At 61.5% G+C, this 14,672-nt stretch carries 11 protein-coding genes and 2 pseudogenes; 5 read left to right on the top strand and 8 right to left on the bottom strand.

Annotated features, from left to right (window positions below; translation table 11 throughout):
* The 3 genes from CWO89_RS29265 to CWO89_RS29255 form a co-directional block, all read right to left on the bottom strand.
* On the bottom strand, positions 1-2,609 hold a 2,609-nt coding region (locus CWO89_RS29265), incomplete at its 3' end, for an error-prone DNA polymerase (protein WP_130582063.1).
* Positions 2,606-4,243: a Y-family DNA polymerase gene (locus CWO89_RS29260; protein ID WP_130582062.1), complete on the bottom strand. Its 1,638-nt coding sequence runs from the start codon at positions 4,241-4,243 to the stop codon at positions 2,606-2,608. The genes CWO89_RS29265 and CWO89_RS29260, both read right to left, overlap by 4 nt.
* Positions 4,137-4,928, bottom strand: a complete 792-nt coding sequence (locus tag CWO89_RS29255; protein WP_130582061.1) for an ImuA family protein — start codon at positions 4,926-4,928, stop codon at positions 4,137-4,139. The genes CWO89_RS29260 and CWO89_RS29255 overlap by 107 nt, the downstream gene beginning before the upstream one ends.
* 219 nt (positions 4,929-5,147) lie before the next feature.
* Here CWO89_RS29255 and CWO89_RS29250 point away from each other — a divergent pair, with 219 nt between their 5' ends.
* Both CWO89_RS29250 and CWO89_RS29245 read left to right on the top strand, forming a co-directional pair.
* Positions 5,148-6,500, top strand: coding sequence for a UdgX family uracil-DNA binding protein (locus CWO89_RS29250; protein ID WP_130582060.1), 1,353 nt, complete (start codon positions 5,148-5,150; stop codon positions 6,498-6,500).
* 408 nt (positions 6,501-6,908) lie between these two features.
* Positions 6,909-8,545, top strand: a pseudogene (locus CWO89_RS29245) (inorganic phosphate transporter).
* A gap of 944 nt (positions 8,546-9,489) precedes the next feature.
* Here CWO89_RS29245 and CWO89_RS29240 read toward each other — a convergent pair.
* Positions 9,490-9,876 (bottom strand): hypothetical protein, encoded by a 387-nt coding sequence (locus CWO89_RS29240; protein WP_130582059.1) that lies wholly within the window; start codon positions 9,874-9,876, stop codon positions 9,490-9,492.
* 378 nt (positions 9,877-10,254) lie between these two features.
* On the opposite strand from CWO89_RS29240, the gene CWO89_RS29235 reads away from it, so the two are divergent.
* A complete protein-coding gene (locus CWO89_RS29235) occupies positions 10,255-10,758 on the top strand; it encodes an alpha/beta fold hydrolase (protein WP_207234596.1) in 504 nt (167 codons plus the stop codon).
* A gap of 24 nt (positions 10,759-10,782) precedes the next feature.
* Positions 10,783-10,956 carry a hypothetical protein gene (locus tag CWO89_RS47165; RefSeq protein WP_207234595.1) on the top strand — a complete coding sequence of 58 codons (174 nt, stop codon included), beginning with the start codon at positions 10,783-10,785 and terminating at the stop codon, positions 10,954-10,956.
* Positions 10,957-11,114: 158 nt separating this feature from the next.
* On the opposite strand, the gene CWO89_RS29230 is transcribed toward CWO89_RS47165, so the two are convergent.
* The 4 genes and pseudogenes from CWO89_RS29230 to CWO89_RS48935 all read right to left on the bottom strand — a co-directional run bounded on the left by CWO89_RS29230 (position 11,115) and on the right by CWO89_RS48935 (position 13,747).
* A complete protein-coding gene (locus CWO89_RS29230; RefSeq protein WP_130582058.1) occupies positions 11,115-11,609 on the bottom strand; it encodes a DUF302 domain-containing protein in 495 nt (164 codons plus the stop codon).
* Positions 11,610-11,671: 62 nt separating this feature from the next.
* Positions 11,672-12,547 (bottom strand): annotated as a pseudogene (locus tag CWO89_RS29225) (alpha/beta fold hydrolase).
* Between the two features lie 139 nt (positions 12,548-12,686).
* Positions 12,687-13,457 (bottom strand): alpha/beta fold hydrolase, encoded by a 771-nt coding sequence (locus CWO89_RS29220; RefSeq protein ID WP_130582057.1) that lies wholly within the window; start codon positions 13,455-13,457, stop codon positions 12,687-12,689.
* 164 nt (positions 13,458-13,621) lie between these two features.
* Positions 13,622-13,747: a hypothetical protein gene (locus CWO89_RS48935; protein ID WP_283813558.1), complete on the bottom strand. Its 126-nt coding sequence runs from the start codon at positions 13,745-13,747 to the stop codon at positions 13,622-13,624.
* Here CWO89_RS48935 and CWO89_RS29215 point away from each other — a divergent pair.
* Positions 13,691-14,635 (top strand): AraC family transcriptional regulator, encoded by a 945-nt coding sequence (locus CWO89_RS29215; protein ID WP_245476632.1) that lies wholly within the window; start codon positions 13,691-13,693, stop codon positions 14,633-14,635. The two genes, CWO89_RS48935 and CWO89_RS29215, sit on opposite strands and share 57 nt — an antisense overlap.
* Positions 14,636-14,672 lie beyond the last annotated feature (37 nt).

The following is a 14,672-nucleotide window of genomic DNA, read 5'->3' as shown; positions in this document are numbered from 1 at the left end:
GCCCAGTCGTTGGGTTCCAAGGGAGGCTCCACCTCTGCCGCTTGCGGGAGAGGGAGCGCTGGCACCTCCCGGAATAACGCCTGCTGCTGTTTCAGCCTCTCTTCGTCCGGGTCCTTCCAGTTGAAACCGTCGATCTGGCGGAAACCGAGGCGGACGGCGCAATGGTCGCCGCTGCGCTCTTCCAGGGTGTTCTGGGCGAAGCTGTAGGATACGTCGATCTCGCGAACCTCGACGCCATTCTTGCGGGCGTCGCCGACGATCTGCGCGGGGGCGTAAAAGCCCATCGGCTGTGAGTTAAGCAGCGCGCAGCAGAAAGCGTCGGGATGATGACATTTAAGCCAGGAGGAGATGTAGACGAGTTGGGCAAAACTCGCGGCATGGCTTTCCGGGAAGCCGTAGGAACCGAAGCCCTTGATCTGCTCGAAGCAATTTTGTGCGAAGACGGGGTCGTAACCGCGCCTGACCATATTGCCGATCAGCTTCTCTTCGAAATTGCCGATGGTGCCGACGTTGCGGAAGGTGGCCATCGCACGACGCAATCCATTGGCTTCTTCTGACGTGAATCCCGCAGCCTCGATTGCAATCCGCATCGCTTGTTCCTGAAACAGCGGTACCCCAAGGGTCTTGTGCAGGACATTGCGCAATTCATCCTTGTTGCCGCCTTTGGGGTACGGATACTCGATATCTTCGGGTTTCATTTTGCGGCGGCGCAGATAGGGATGCACCATGTCGCCCTGGATCGGTCCCGGGCGCACGATCGCGACCTCGATGACAAGATCATAGAAGGTCCGCGGCTTCAGTCGCGGCAGCATGTTCATCTGCGCGCGGCTCTCGACCTGAAATACGCCGAGCGATTCACCGCGGCACAGCATGTCGTAGACTTTTTCGTCGTCCTGCGGGACGGTCGCAAGCTCCCAGCGCTCACCCTTGTGCTTCGCGATCAAGTCAAAGCTCTTGCGGATGCAGGTCAGCATGCCCAGCGCCAGCACGTCGACCTTCATCATGTTGAGCGCGTCGACGTCGTCCTTGTCCCATTCGATGAAGGTGCGATCCTCCATCGCGGCATTGCCGATCGGCACATAGGTGTCGAGCCGGTCCTGCGTCAGCACATAGCCGCCGACATGCTGCGAGAGGTGGCGCGGGAATTCGATCAGCTCGGTGGCGAGATCGACGGCGAGCCCGATCATCGCGTTCCTCGGGTCGAGTCCCGCCTGCCGCACCTGCATGTCGTTGAGGCCCTTGCCCCAGCTTCCCCACACGGTATCGGCGAGCGCGGCCGTGACATCCTCCGTCAGCCCCAGCGCCTTGCCGACGTCGCGGATCGCGCTGCGCGGACGATAATGGATGACGGTCGCGATGATCGCGGCGCGGTGCCGGCCGTAACGACGATAGACATATTGCATCACCTCCTCGCGCCGCGAATGCTCGAAATCGACGTCGATGTCGGGTGGCTCCAAGCGCTCTTTCGAGATGAAGCGCTCGAACAGGAGATCGACCTTGGTCGGATCGACCGAGGTGATGCCGAGCACATAGCAGACCGCGGAGTTCGCCGCCGATCCCCGCCCCTGGCATAGAATGTTCTGGCTGCGCGCGTAACGGACGATGTCGTGCACGGTCAGGAAATAATGCGCGTATTTCAGCTCGGCGATCAGCGCGAGCTCCTTGTGCAGGGTGGCGCGGAGCTTCTCATCGATCTTGCCGCCAAAATAATGGTCGACGCCGGCCCAGGTCAGGTCTTCGAGATGCTGCTGCGCGGTCTTGCCCGGCGGCACCGGTTCATCAGGATACTGATATTTGAGCTGGTCGAGCGAGAAGGTGATGCGGTCGGCAAAACGCATGGTCTCGGCGATCGCGTCGGGAAAATCGCGGAACAGCCGCGCCATCTCGTGCGCAGGTTTCAGATGCCGCTCGGCATTGGCTTCCAGCCTTTTGCCGATCGCATCGATCGTCGTCTTCTCCCTGATGCAGGTGAGCACGTCCTGCAGCGGGCGGCGCGCGGGATGGTGATAGAGCACTTCGTTGGTCGCGAGCAGCGGCACATCGGCTTTGGTCGCAAGATGATGTAATCGTGCCAGGCGGCGCTTGTCGTCGCCGCGATAGAGCAGGCTTGCGGCGAGCCAGACGCCCTCAGCGCGACTCGCCTTCAGCCGCGCGAGCAGATCGAGCGCCTTGGCCGTCTCGAAACGATGCGGCAATGACAGCACCAGGAGCTGGCCTTCGGCGAAGTCCAGGAGGTCGTTCAGCTTCAGATGGCATTCGCCTTTTTCGATCCGCTTGATGTCATCGCCCCGTTTGCCGCGGGTGAGGAGCTGGCACAGTCGGCCGTAAGCCGCGCGGTCGCGCGGATAGACCAGGATGTCAGGCGTGCCATCCATGAACACGATGCGCGAACCGATCAGGAGCTTGGGCGGGTGCGTTACTTTTGAATTCTCGAGCTCCTTGTAGGCGCGCACCACGCCGGCGAGCGTGTTGTGATCGGCAAGCCCGATCACGGGAATGCGAAGAATGCTCGCCTGATGCACATAGGCGCGCGGATCCGATCCGCCGCGCAGGAAGGAGAAATTGCTTGATATGCCGATCTCGGCATAATCGGGCGCCGGTTCCATCATGCGAACAGCCCATGCACGAACCAGTTGGCGGGAACGGGCTTGCCGTCTTCGTCGATCAGTTCGCTGTCGTAAAGGCCATCGCGAAAGATCCAGAAGCGCAGGCCCTGCTCGTCCTCGACGCGGAAATAGTCGCGCGTCAGCACCTTCCCATCCCGCTGCCACCATTCCATGGCGATGCGCTCGGGACCCTCGACCCGCACCACCTGATGCGTGGCACGCCGCCAGGTGAAGCGATGCGGCGGTCCATCCGGCACGGTGGCGAACGGCACCTTGATCGGCTCCGGCCTTTCGAACAGTCGCAGGGGACGCAGTGGCGGCTCGCCTTCGGCGCGCGCGGGCCAGACGGCTTGCGATGCCGCGGCCAGATGATGCTGTGCCGGTGCGGCAAGCGCTGCGCGCTCGGGGATGTGGGTGTCCTCCGGCAGGTGCACGACCACACGCTTGCCCCCGATGCGGGCGGCGATGCGGTCGATCAGCGCGGCAAGCTCATCATTGTCGTGGACATGGGCATCGAGATCGCGCTGCTGCTGCACCACGATCTCGGTACGGCCAGCGGACAGGCGGATCAGGTCGAAGCCGAAGCCGGGATCGAGGGGATCGTTGAGTGCGTCGAGCCGCTCGCGGAACAGGCGGTCGATCACTTCGGGCTTCGTCACCGCGCGCCCGGTCTCGACGGCAAGCGTGCGTACCGCGCCGTCGGTGCGGAAGAAGCCTGCTTCCAGCTTCCGCGCGCCCTTGCCCTGCTTGTCCATCGCCTGGACCAGCATCCTGGCGAGGTTCTGCAGCGTCATCGCGATCATGGGCTCGGTCGTGACCGGCTCGGGAAAACGCTTCTCGACGATGTAGTCAGGCAATGGCTTGCGCGGGCTGATCGGCGCATCGCCCTGCCCCAGCGCATGCTCGAGCCGCGTGGTGAAGGCCGCGCCGAAACGCGCCGCGATCTCGTGGCGCGCGCGGGCGGCGACATCGCCGATCGTCTTCAAGCCGGCGCGGCGCAGGCCCTTGGTGATCGCATCATCGGCCCCCAATGCCGAGATCGGCAACGGGGCGACCGCCTCGGCTTCCGCACCATCCTCGATGATCCGGCCAGACGAATGCCGCGTCAGCGTGCGCGCGCAGACCGAGGTGGCCGCGATCGCGCCACTGACGGCAAAGCCGCGTCTTGCGAGAGCGCCGCAGATGATCTGCAGCATCGCACGCTCGCCGCCGAACAGATGGGCGCAGCCGGTGATATCGAGGAAGAGACCTGAGGGCGGATCGAGCGCCACCAGAGGTGTGAAGCGGTCGCACCAGTCGGCGATGTCGTTGATCGTCCTGGCATCCGCGATTTCGTCGGCATCATAGACCGTCAGTTCCGGGCAGATCGCGCGGGCATTGGCCAATGGCAGGCCAGCCGACAGGCCGCTTCGCGCGGCGATGTCGTCGAGGGAGTGGATCACCAGCGCGTTGTGTTCCTTGATGACGACAACGCTCGGCACTTCCACCTCTCCCGCTTGCGGGAGAGGGAGTTCGGACAGCTCGCGTGTTTCAACTGGCGAGGCGGTGCGAGCCAGTTGCCGCTTGATCCGATCGATGGGCAGGCGCGGCAGCCACAGGCTGAGGATACGCCGACGGTTCGCTGAAAAGGCACTCATCACATTTCCATTCCATGATCCATCGCCCGACCGGGCCATGACGATTGCGAACGAGCTGCGCATCGAACAGAGGCGCGCCCCACGCGCTCCAACTGGCGCCCGGCGGCGAATGCGCCGCGCGCACGATCCATCGGGTTTCCGCGGTGGACGGAAGCGGCGTCGCCGCCAGACGCAGCAGCAACGCGGGGACGCCTGATGATTGCGAGGCGAGCGTCAGCTTGCGGCTGGCGACCAGATCGAGCTGCCGCGCATCGCCCCAGACTTCCATGATGACGGCACCAAGCGCGTCGCAGGCGAGCGCATCGGCCGTGGTGCGCAACGCATTGTCGATGTCGGCGGCGCGCACGGTGACGAGGAGGCGCGGATCGAGGCCGAGCTCGGACAAGCCGTTCATCGACAGTGCGCCGGATTCGATTTCGGAAAAATCCTGCCGCACCCAGACCAGCGGCTTTCGCGCGGCAAGACGGCCGGCGAGCCCTGCGATGAAGCCGGTGGCGGAAGCGCCCTGGTGGCCCTCGGCAAACACTTCGTGCACCGCGGCTCTCGCAAGCCCGCCCTTGAGCATCGCATCGGCGCCGGCATGTCCCAGCGCGATCCGCTGCAGCGCATGCGCTTCATTGGATGTCTCAATGCGTTCAATGCGCCCGCGCAAGGACGCAAGCGTGCTCAGGCGTGCGCTCGTCATGCGCCGCTCCTTAAGGAAGATATCGGGGCCGCTGCTGGCTTAAGGGAGAAACCAGAAGCTGGCCCAATTGTTCATGGTATGTTCTAATATAAAGCCAACTATGCGGGAGGAGTCAATCGGATTGGTAACGGGATAAATTCATGAATGAAATCAATGGGATTGATCAAGACCTTCATGACCCGATCAAGCCCGGGCATGACAGGAGGGAGAGTAAGTGCCATGCACCACATCATCCTGGGCAGCGAGACTGATTTCGACGGCTGGCGCTCGGCGGCGCGGACGCTGGTATTGAACGACGTGACGCCGGCCGACGTGACCTGGACGGTGCGCGGCCACGGGCCCGATCAGCCCGAAACATCGACGGCCGAACCGCCGCTCGAGCCGCCGCACGGCACGTTCAACGTGCCGGCCAAATTCGTCGAGCTGGCGAAGACCGCGATCCTGCATCGCGATGCCGAGCGCTTCGCCCTGCTCTATCGCCTGTTGTGGCGCCTGCACCGCGATCATGACCTGCTCGACGTCGCTGACGATCCTGACGTCGCGCGTATCCATGCGATGGCGAAGGCCGTGCATCACGAGGCACAGCGGATGCGGACGTCGATCCGCTTCCGCGAGATCGGGCGCGAGCACACATCGCATTTCGTCGCCTGGTTCGAGCCGCAGCACCATGTCGTGGAACTGGCCGCGCCCTTCTTCGCGAGCCGCTTTGCCGACATGCCCTGGTCGATCCTCACATCAGATGTCTGCGCGCATTGGGATGGACATGCGGTGTCGATCACGCCAGGCATCAGCGAGGCCGGGATGCCCGCAGGCCATCGGCTGGAGGAGATCTGGCAGCGTCATTACGCTGTTATCTTCAACCCGGCGCGGCTGGCAGCGAAGCAATCGAGGAACTCACCCGAGGCTTCGACGATTAAGCCCGCAAGCGAAAGTGTTACGCCACCGGAACCAACCATGATCCGCCACGCCGACCGCCTGAGTGCGCTGCGGGACGAAGCCGCGGATTGCCGCGCCTGCCATCTCTATGAGCACGCGACCCAGACCGTGTTCGGCGAAGGCCCGCAAAGCGCACAGGTGATGCTGGTCGGCGAGCAGCCGGGCGACAAGGAAGATCTCGCCGGAAAGCCGTTCGTCGGTCCCGCCGGACAAATGCTCGACCGCGCGCTTGAAGAGGCCGGCATCGACCGCAAGAAGGTCTACGTCACCAATGCGGTGAAGCATTTCAAATTTGTGCCGCGCGGCAAGATCCGCCTGCACCAGAAGCCGAATACGCCGGAGATCAAGGCCTGCCGCCAATGGTATGAGCGGGAACTCGCATCGATCAAACCGGACCTGGTGGTGGCGATGGGCGCGACTGCTGCCCAATGCGTGTTCAACAGGCTTACGCCGATCAACAAGAACCGCGGCCGCCTGATCGATCTCGAAGGCGTCAAGGCGCTGGTGACGGTGCATCCTTCCTATCTGCTGCGGCTGCCCGATGAGGATGCGAAAGCGCGGGAATATCAACGCTTTGTCGAAGATCTGAAGATCGCCGCGGAACTATTGAGGAAACGCGCACGGGCTGCGGCATAAGCATGGCACCATGCATAGCACTGCAAATATCAAGCCGTTGATAAGACTGATATCTATTTACAACCTTACATTGATGGATAATACTCTCCTATTACAGGGGGAGTTTGGGGCGTCTTGTTCACGCCAATGACGTTCCCATGAGGTCGGCGCGCTGCCGCGGCGCCACAGCCCCGGCGTCAGGCAGCGCCCGACCGCTTCCTTTCCATCACACACCTTCGCTGCGCGCATGGCTCGTCATGTGAATGGTCAACATTCATGTCGCGAGCGCGCGTGACAGACGATCATCGATGCAACACTCAAGCACCGTTGCGACACGCGTTTCATTCAAGCAAACTACGGCTGTCATCTAACCTTCAAGTCAATGGTCAAGACTAAGGGCCTCCTTCCGTATTTTGACGGGGCGTCAGAATGACCGATTTTGCACTCAATACTTCAGTACGCGACGAAAGACCGATTCAGCCGGCTTCAAGGCCAAATCTCGATAAGGGCTTCAATCCGCTGACGATGATCCTCTTCTTCGGCATCCTCGCGGCGGGATTGCTGTTCGTTGCCTACAGCATCTATTCCGACGTCGATGCCACCGGCACCCGCGTCACCACCTTCTTGCCCTACATCCTGCTGTTCGTTGCGCTCTTGATTGCGCTCGGCTTTGAATTCGTCAACGGCTTCCACGACACCGCCAACGCGGTCGCGACCGTGATCTACACGCATTCGCTGCCCGCCGAAGTCGCGGTGATGTGGTCGGGCTTCTTCAACTTCCTCGGCGTGCTGCTCTCGTCTGGCGCGGTCGCATTCGGCATCATCTCGCTCCTGCCGGTCGAGCTGATTCTGCAGGTCGGTTCCAGCGCCGGCTTCGCCATGGTGTTCGCGCTGTTGATCGCCGCGATCCTGTGGAATCTCGGCACCTGGTATTTCGGCCTGCCGGCCTCGTCCTCGCACACGCTGATCGGCTCGATCATCGGCGTCGGCATCGCCAATGCGCTGATGCGCTGATGCGCGGCCGCGATGGCACTTCCGGCGTCGACTGGAGCAAGGCCACCGAGATCGGCTACGCGCTCTTGCTGTCGCCGCTGGTCGGCTTCGTCTGCGCCGCGATACTCCTGCTCGTGCTCAAGATGATGGTGCGCAACCCTGCGCTCTATGCCGCGCCCGAAGGCAACAAGGCGCCGCCGCTCTGGATCCGCGGCCTGCTGATCCTGACCTGCACCGGCGTCAGCTTCGCGCACGGCTCCAACGACGGGCAGAAGGGCATGGGCCTGATCATGCTGATCCTGATCGGCACCGTACCGACCGCCTATGCGCTGAACCGCGCGCTGCCGGAATCCCAGATCGCCCAGTTCCAGAAGAACTCGGAAGCCGCCTCCAAGGTGATCGCGGCGAAGGGCGCCGGTCACAGCATTATCGGCGATCCCCGTCCGGCCGTGACGCAGTACATCTCGCTGCACCACCTCAATGAGGGCACCTTCCCCTCGCTCGCGGTGCTGGTACAGGATGTCAGCAACCAGGTGATGAAGTACGGCTCGCTGACCAAGGTGCCCGCGGAAGCCGTCGGCAACACCCGCAACGACATGTACCTGATTTCGGAAGCGATCCGCTTCCTGATGAAGGACAAGGAGAGCGACCTCAGCAAGGAAGACATCGCGACGCTGAACGCCTACAAGGCCTCGCTCGACAGCGCGACCAAATTCATCCCGACCTGGGTGAAGATCGCGGTCGCGATTGCGCTCGGCCTCGGCACCATGATCGGCTGGAAGCGGATCGTGATCACGGTCGGCGAAAAGATCGGCAAGACCCACCTGACCTACGCGCAGGGCGCCTCCGCCGAACTCGTCGCCGCCGGCACGATCTTCGCGGCCGATACTTTCGGCCTGCCGGTGTCCACCACGCACGTGCTGTCATCGGGCGTTGCCGGCGCCATGGCCGCCAACGGTTCGGGCCTGCAGGTCGCGACCATCCGCAACATGGTGATGGCCTGGGTGCTGACGCTGCCCGCCGCGATCATGCTGTCGGCTTCGCTCTACGTGCTGTTCGCGAACGTGTTCTGAGAAGCGAACCTCTCAACGATAAAGGCCCGCGCAATGCGCGGGCCTTTTGTTTTTGTGCGAGGACTGCGCCACGCAACTCCGTCATTGCGAGGAGCGCAGCGACGAAGCAATCCATCTCTCCACAAGCGGACGCATGGATTGCTTCGCTGCGCTCGCAATGACGGAAGGAGACAGTTACGTAGGGTGGCAAAGCGAAGCGTGCCCACCATCCACGGGCGGTGCAAGAAAGGTGGGCACGCTTCGCTTTGCCCACCCTACGGCCTGGAACGACAAGACGTCACTGCAGCGCCGAGCAAAGTACGTCCCCTAGCTCGTCCGCAAGTGGCTGGAATCACATCTGCTGGATCTCAGGACTGGGCAACCAGATTCCAGCTAGTGAGCAAAGTACGTCCCCTAAGAGGCGTAGACCGGACCGAGCTTGCGGGTGCCATCCACATTTGACCTGGGGCTCCAATTCGTTCGCGCTGGTATGCCCATGCTACCTGCGAGAGCGCCGCGGGTTACTGGCTTTATCGAGACACCAAATAAAACCTGCCCAGAGCAGTAGGCTGATTACCGTCAGCCAAAACTTGTCATTGAAGGGAAGGCCTGTCCGGTAAACTTCGAGAGTAACCCAAGACAGGCCCAACGCGAGTGCGAGCAGGATAATCGAACCGACCCAAGCCATGCGATCCCCCAAAAGGCCGCCTCAGTTGGCGGCTTCGTTCATATGACGCCAAGTTTGCGATGTCGCCGTTGGATTCATCTTTAGCCCATGCTCAATTAGTCATGTGCAGAAAAACCATCCCCACTAGAATAATGATGATCTCCGCTATCTATCGCCGGGCCGGGGCCATTGACATCTGCCCCAAGGCCCGCCCTTGACTTCTTTCGATGCGGCCAAGCCAACGCCATTCCACCTGCAACGAATAGGAGCAATACGATCACTGCAATCCAATGAGAGATCATGTTTTTACCGGCGCATAAACTGTAAAAAGGATTTCAAATCGAAGAGCCGCCGCCATTTCAAGTGCCTTAGCCGAGATGGCAAACAGCGCCGCGTGAGGCTTGCAAGCAGCCTGGATGCCCACGTTGAGCCTCCGAAAGTCAAGCCGGTCCCAGATATCCTTGCGTTCAGGTTGAAGTGCGCTGACAAATTCAACTAGACCCAATACGGCTTCTTCGAGTGTGGAATGATCCTTAGCAAGCTCCAGGGATACTTCTTGGCCGGGGCCATTAAGCACAACGACGGAGGAGTCGAGCGAATTCAAGAAATCTGCAACGTCGCGGGCATTGCCACGTATGTCGAGATCGACATTGAGGAAGCTGGTAACAGGGTCTTCGCCACTCATCATATGCACCGCCGCTGCCTGACTCCATTGTCTACTTCGAAAGGGTTAAAAGGTGGATGAGCAGATCAATAAAGTTCGATCGCGACAGCGCAGAATGCAGGAGCGGACTTTCCGCCGGTCTGATGCGAAGTCCGCGCGGGTTCTGAAATTGGTCTGTTTATCGGGATAGACCGGAAGTGACTGATCAACCTTCTAAGCGGCGCTTTTGACCCTGAGCCGAGATTTCCCTTAGCCCGATGGGGCCGTCGCATCTGCAATCCCGCTGCCTGAGCGATAGAGCGGTTCTGTTACGCTTGAAATGCGTTTCACTTGATCTGAAGTATTGCCGTAACTTGCGAGCCCCAAGACGAGTGCTCGGATTAGCTGGAGCATCGCTATATGACTACGTTTGTTCTCGTTCACGGCGCTTGGTATGGCGGCTGGTGCTACAAGCGCGTGGCGCGGCTGTTGCGTCAGGCCGGACACGAGGTCTACACGCCAACCTTGACCGGCCTGGGCGAGCGTGCTCACCTGATGAACCGCGCGATTGATCTCGACACGCACGTCCAGGACGTCGCCGGTGTGATCCGCTGCGAAGGATTGTCGGACGTTGTGTTGTGTGGCCACTCGTATGGCGGCATGGTCATCACCGGCGTCGCCCAACAGATCGCGGCGAAGATCCGTTCCCTGGTCTACCTTGACGCCTTTGTGCCCGAGAACGGCAAGTCTCTCATGGACTATCTGCCGGCCCAGTTATCGCAACAAATGCGTGACGACGCCGCGCAAAACGGCGAAGGTTACAAGGTCTCGCCCATTCCGGCCGCCGCTTTGGCTGTCAACGCCCAGGACGCCGACTGGGTCGATGCAATGAGCGTCAAGCAGTCGCTGGCGACACTCGAGTAGAAGCTCGAAGTCGGTGGCTGGGAAGTGCCGAAGCGCGTCTACATGCCTGCCGTCGGCTGGGGGCCGTCACTGTTCCAGGAATTCGCCGCACGCTTCAAGGATGATCCAGGCTGGCAGTTTGTCAGTTTCGACTGCGGCCACAATGTGATGCTGGACCAGCCACAGGAACTTGCGGCTGCGCTCATCGCCGCCGCTTAGAGCGCACATCCCGAAAATGGGAGCGAGACAGATTGCAGGGAGCCGACGACGCCGAGCTCATTGTGAGACTTTTTCACGACCGAGTGGATCAATGACGCAAAATGGCCCCAAGCGGCTGGCCCGTCATGTCCGCTACGTGTCAGCTCTCTGGGGGCGTTTTAGCTCGCGCATTCGCACAGCAAGGTCGTGATTTTCGCATCGAGATCTTTAGCGATGGCAAGAGCTTCCGAGCTGCCGTAGGGCCGCAGATAACTCTCCATTTTGTCATAAGAGACGTGCACGCCATCGGGACGCTCATCAATGAGCAGTGTGACCGGAGCGTACGATCCAGCATCGGGCACGTGCCTGACCATTTCTTTCATGATGAGTGGATTGCCGATCACAAGCCGAACGATCTTGGGCGTCTCAGAGCCGGTTTCGCGACGCAGAATGTCGCCCAGGTCGAACTCCGCGAAGAGCATAAGGTCCGTTCGGCCGAGACCGCGTTGTACAACGCGTTGCAAATCCGGGAAGGAATTTGTCGCCCTCGTCTCGTTGAAGAATTCGACCGTGTCGGGTTGCCCGACCGCCGACTTGAGCGCGGCCACAACAGTGTCGAATGGTTTTGAGCTCGTGAGGCTGAAACGCTCCACCTCGAATTTAGCGATTGTCATTGGTCCTCCGTAACAACTCTCAAGGATGAAGTGCGTCCGATCGCGTCGGAACGCGCCGGGAGTCACGCCGTCGCGGGCCTTGCATCCAGGAAGGTCCGGACGTGGCTGACGAACATCTCGTGGTGCTGAAACAGCGCGCCGTGCCCTGAATCGGGATAGAGGACCAGCTGAGCGTTGCTTAGCTCCTTGAACATTGCTTAGGCGTTGCTCGCGGGCAGCATGGTGTCGTGGCTGCCGCTGACCACAAGAGAGGGCTGGCGGATGGCGCGCAGAAGGGCGTGCTCGGGATCAGGCGTGGCGCACCAGGTAATCAGCGCCTTGGCCTGCGGATCGGTTACCGCGCTGCCGTTATCGGTGTCCCGGTCGTCCTTGCGCACCTTCGTCCGCTTCAGGAAGGCCAAACCAGACGACTGACTGGCGGACGACTTCGTGAAGAACAGCGGCAGGCGGGGGTCCGGCGCATGGGTTTGGGAAAACGCCTGCTGCAGAACCGCTAACAGGTGTTCCTCTCCGCCTTTCGGCGCGGTGCCGACGAGGATGAGCTTGCGGACCAGCCGGTCGTGCTCGGCGGCGATCTGTTGGGCGACGCAGCCGCCGAGAGAAAAGCCCAGCAGGTCGACCTCGGAAAGGCCAAGCAGGTTGATGAAAGCGACTGCATCCCTGGCCATCGCTGGGATATTGTCCGGCGTTTGGCCAGTGGAGCGACCGACCCCGGCATTGTCGAACGCGATGACCGGACGATCGATGGCGAGAGCATTGACGACCGCGGGGTCCCATGCGTCGATGTTGCCCGAGAAGTGCTGCAGGAGCACCAGCGGCGTTCCGGTCGCCGGACCGAGGCGGCGATAGGCGAAGCGGATGCCGTGGCCTTCGACGTAACGGGTCGGGACCGTTTCGAGCGTAGCGGTGTCCTGGCTTGCGATGTCGAGTTGAGTCATCTCATCCTCCGGATGCTTGGCATGAGTAATCGAGTGGGGGGACCAGTGCGGCACAGCGACCGCGACCTTCCGCGGTCCGATGTGTCTGCATTCTCTAGGCGTGAGCGCTCCCGGCACCAACGCGCCGGGAGCGGTACCGTCACTTCGCGAGTGTGGCCTTTTCGATCACCGCCGCGACGTCCTTGGCATGAACGACGAGCGAAGCATGACTGCCGGCGACTTCCGTCGTCTGCGCCTTCATCCTGGCTGCGAAAAGCTTTTGGGCCTCGGGTGCGATGACCTTGTCCTTGGTACTGATCACGTAGAACGTTGGCTTGTCGCGCCAGGCGGTCACGTCGACGGGGGCTTCGAACGCGACATGGTTCAATGGAAGCTGCGAGTTGGCCAGGTGCGCAGCGATTTCGGGAGGAAGGTCAGCCGCAACGGCTGACGGAAACACTTTGGGATCGATGTAGAGGTTGCCTTTGGCGTCAGGATGAATCGCTGCGGCGCCTTCGGTTGGCGGACCACTGTTGGCGAGGGTCGCCAGAGATTGTCCCACGTCGGGCGCGAAAGCGGAGACGTAGACCAGCGCCGACACCTTGGGATCGTTGCCGGCTTCCGTGATGACCACGCCACCCCAGGAGTGGCCGACGAGAACGGTTTTGCCGTCCTCCTTCGCGAGCGCCTGTTTGGTGGCATCGACGTCAGCAACAAGGGAGGTGAGCGGATTTTCGACGAGCGTGACGTTGTAGCCTTTCTTCGAGAGAATATCAGCAACGGGCTGCCAGCTCGTCTGGTCCACGAAAGCGCCGTGCACGAGCACGATGTTGCGGGCTGCTCCCTTGGGCAGTTCGGCGGAATGGACCGAGCCGACCAATGTCGTTCCGGCGAGGAGTACGGTGGCGGCTGAGAGGAGGATGTTTCGCATTGATTGTTCCTGTTGGCATGTCGGACGAACACAGTCCGGTGGAATGGACAGGCGTTTCCAGCTAGGTCGCGGTTCTTCCATCTGCCGTTGGCGAAATGGTCGCCGTACGTGACGTCGGCCCGCCGTGACATGACCTAGTTTGCCGACCTTTCGGACGATAGAGATCAATCGTCCGGATATTGTGTCCGATCGTCCACCGATCTAATGTCGGCGACATGGATATACTCGCCCAAGTGCTCGATCGCGTTCGTCTCGGCGGGACGCTGCTCTTTCACTTCGAGCTCGGCCATCCCTGGCATCTTGAGTTGCCGGCGCGCCCCTACGCTCTGTTTCATTATCTCAGCCAGGGCTCAGCGACCCTCGCGCTCGGACAGGGACACGAAATCCAGATGACCGAGGGCGATCTTGTCGTCATCACGCGCGGAGAGCCCCATGTGTTTTATTCGGATCGCCGGGCCAAGCCTTTGCGGATCATGGGTATCGATCGATCGTCGCCACGTCTTGGCGTCATTCGTCACGGCAGCGGTGCAAAGCCGCTCTCGAGCTTGATCTGCGGCCATTTCACGGCGTCACGGCCGCTGTTTGGCAGCGTGCTGGAGTTGCTTCCGCCCGTGCTCTTGCTGAAGCCGGCGGCGGACCGGGGTTGGCTTGAAGCAATCCTGCGCCGGATGGTCAGCGAGTCCGCGCTCGAACGTCCTGGCCAACGCGTCGCGCTTTCACGACTGACGGAGGTGCTCTTTGTCGAGGTGCTCCGAAGCTGGATCGCGTCTCTCAGCCCCGGACAAGGCGGCTGGCTCGGGGCCATATCCGACCCGCATATCGGGCCGGCACTCAAGCTGATTCACGAAAACCCGGAGCGGCCCTGGACGCTGAGCGACCTTGGCCGCCGCATGGGGCTCGGACGTTCGGCATTTTCGGCGCGCTTTACCAAGCTCGTCGGCCAGTCCATGCACCGTTATGTGATCGAACGCCGGATGGCGGAAGCAGCGTTCCTGCTGGAAACCAGCGATGAGCCCATTGCGCGGATTGCCAGCCGGGTCGGCTACGAGACAGCGGCGGCGTTTTCGAAGTTATTCCATCGACATCACGGCGTATCGCCTGGCCGGTACCGAATATCCCGTCGCTCTGACAGCGGCGAAAGGCAAGGGGACTTTCAGGAAGCAGCGGTCGCCGATTAGGTTTGTAGCGGCCATCTACGGCAGGTCCGCTTCTGGA

Source organism: Bradyrhizobium sp. Leo170 (assembly GCF_004296405.1).
Classification (GTDB): Bacteria; Pseudomonadota; Alphaproteobacteria; order Rhizobiales; family Xanthobacteraceae; genus Bradyrhizobium.
Note: the sequence above shows the minus strand (reverse complement) of the source record. Positions and strands in the feature narration are given on the sequence as shown.

Coding starts and splice junctions, on each gene's coding strand:
- CWO89_RS29260 (WP_130582062.1), bottom strand. CDS start 4,243: ATGAGTGCCTTTTCAGCGAACCGTCGGCGTATCCTCAGCCTGTGGCTG.
- CWO89_RS29255 (WP_130582061.1), bottom strand. CDS start 4,928: ATGACGAGCGCACGCCTGAGCACGCTTGCGTCCTTGCGCGGGCGCATT.
- CWO89_RS29250 (WP_130582060.1), top strand. CDS start 5,148: ATGCACCACATCATCCTGGGCAGCGAGACTGATTTCGACGGCTGGCGC.
- CWO89_RS29240 (WP_130582059.1), bottom strand. CDS start 9,876: ATGAGTGGCGAAGACCCTGTTACCAGCTTCCTCAATGTCGATCTCGAC.
- CWO89_RS29235 (WP_207234596.1), top strand. CDS start 10,255: ATGACTACGTTTGTTCTCGTTCACGGCGCTTGGTATGGCGGCTGGTGC.
- CWO89_RS29230 (WP_130582058.1), bottom strand. CDS start 11,609: ATGACAATCGCTAAATTCGAGGTGGAGCGTTTCAGCCTCACGAGCTCA.
- CWO89_RS29220 (WP_130582057.1), bottom strand. CDS start 13,457: ATGCGAAACATCCTCCTCTCAGCCGCCACCGTACTCCTCGCCGGAACG.
- CWO89_RS48935 (WP_283813558.1), bottom strand. CDS start 13,747: ATGGCCGAGCTCGAAGTGAAAGAGCAGCGTCCCGCCGAGACGAACGCG.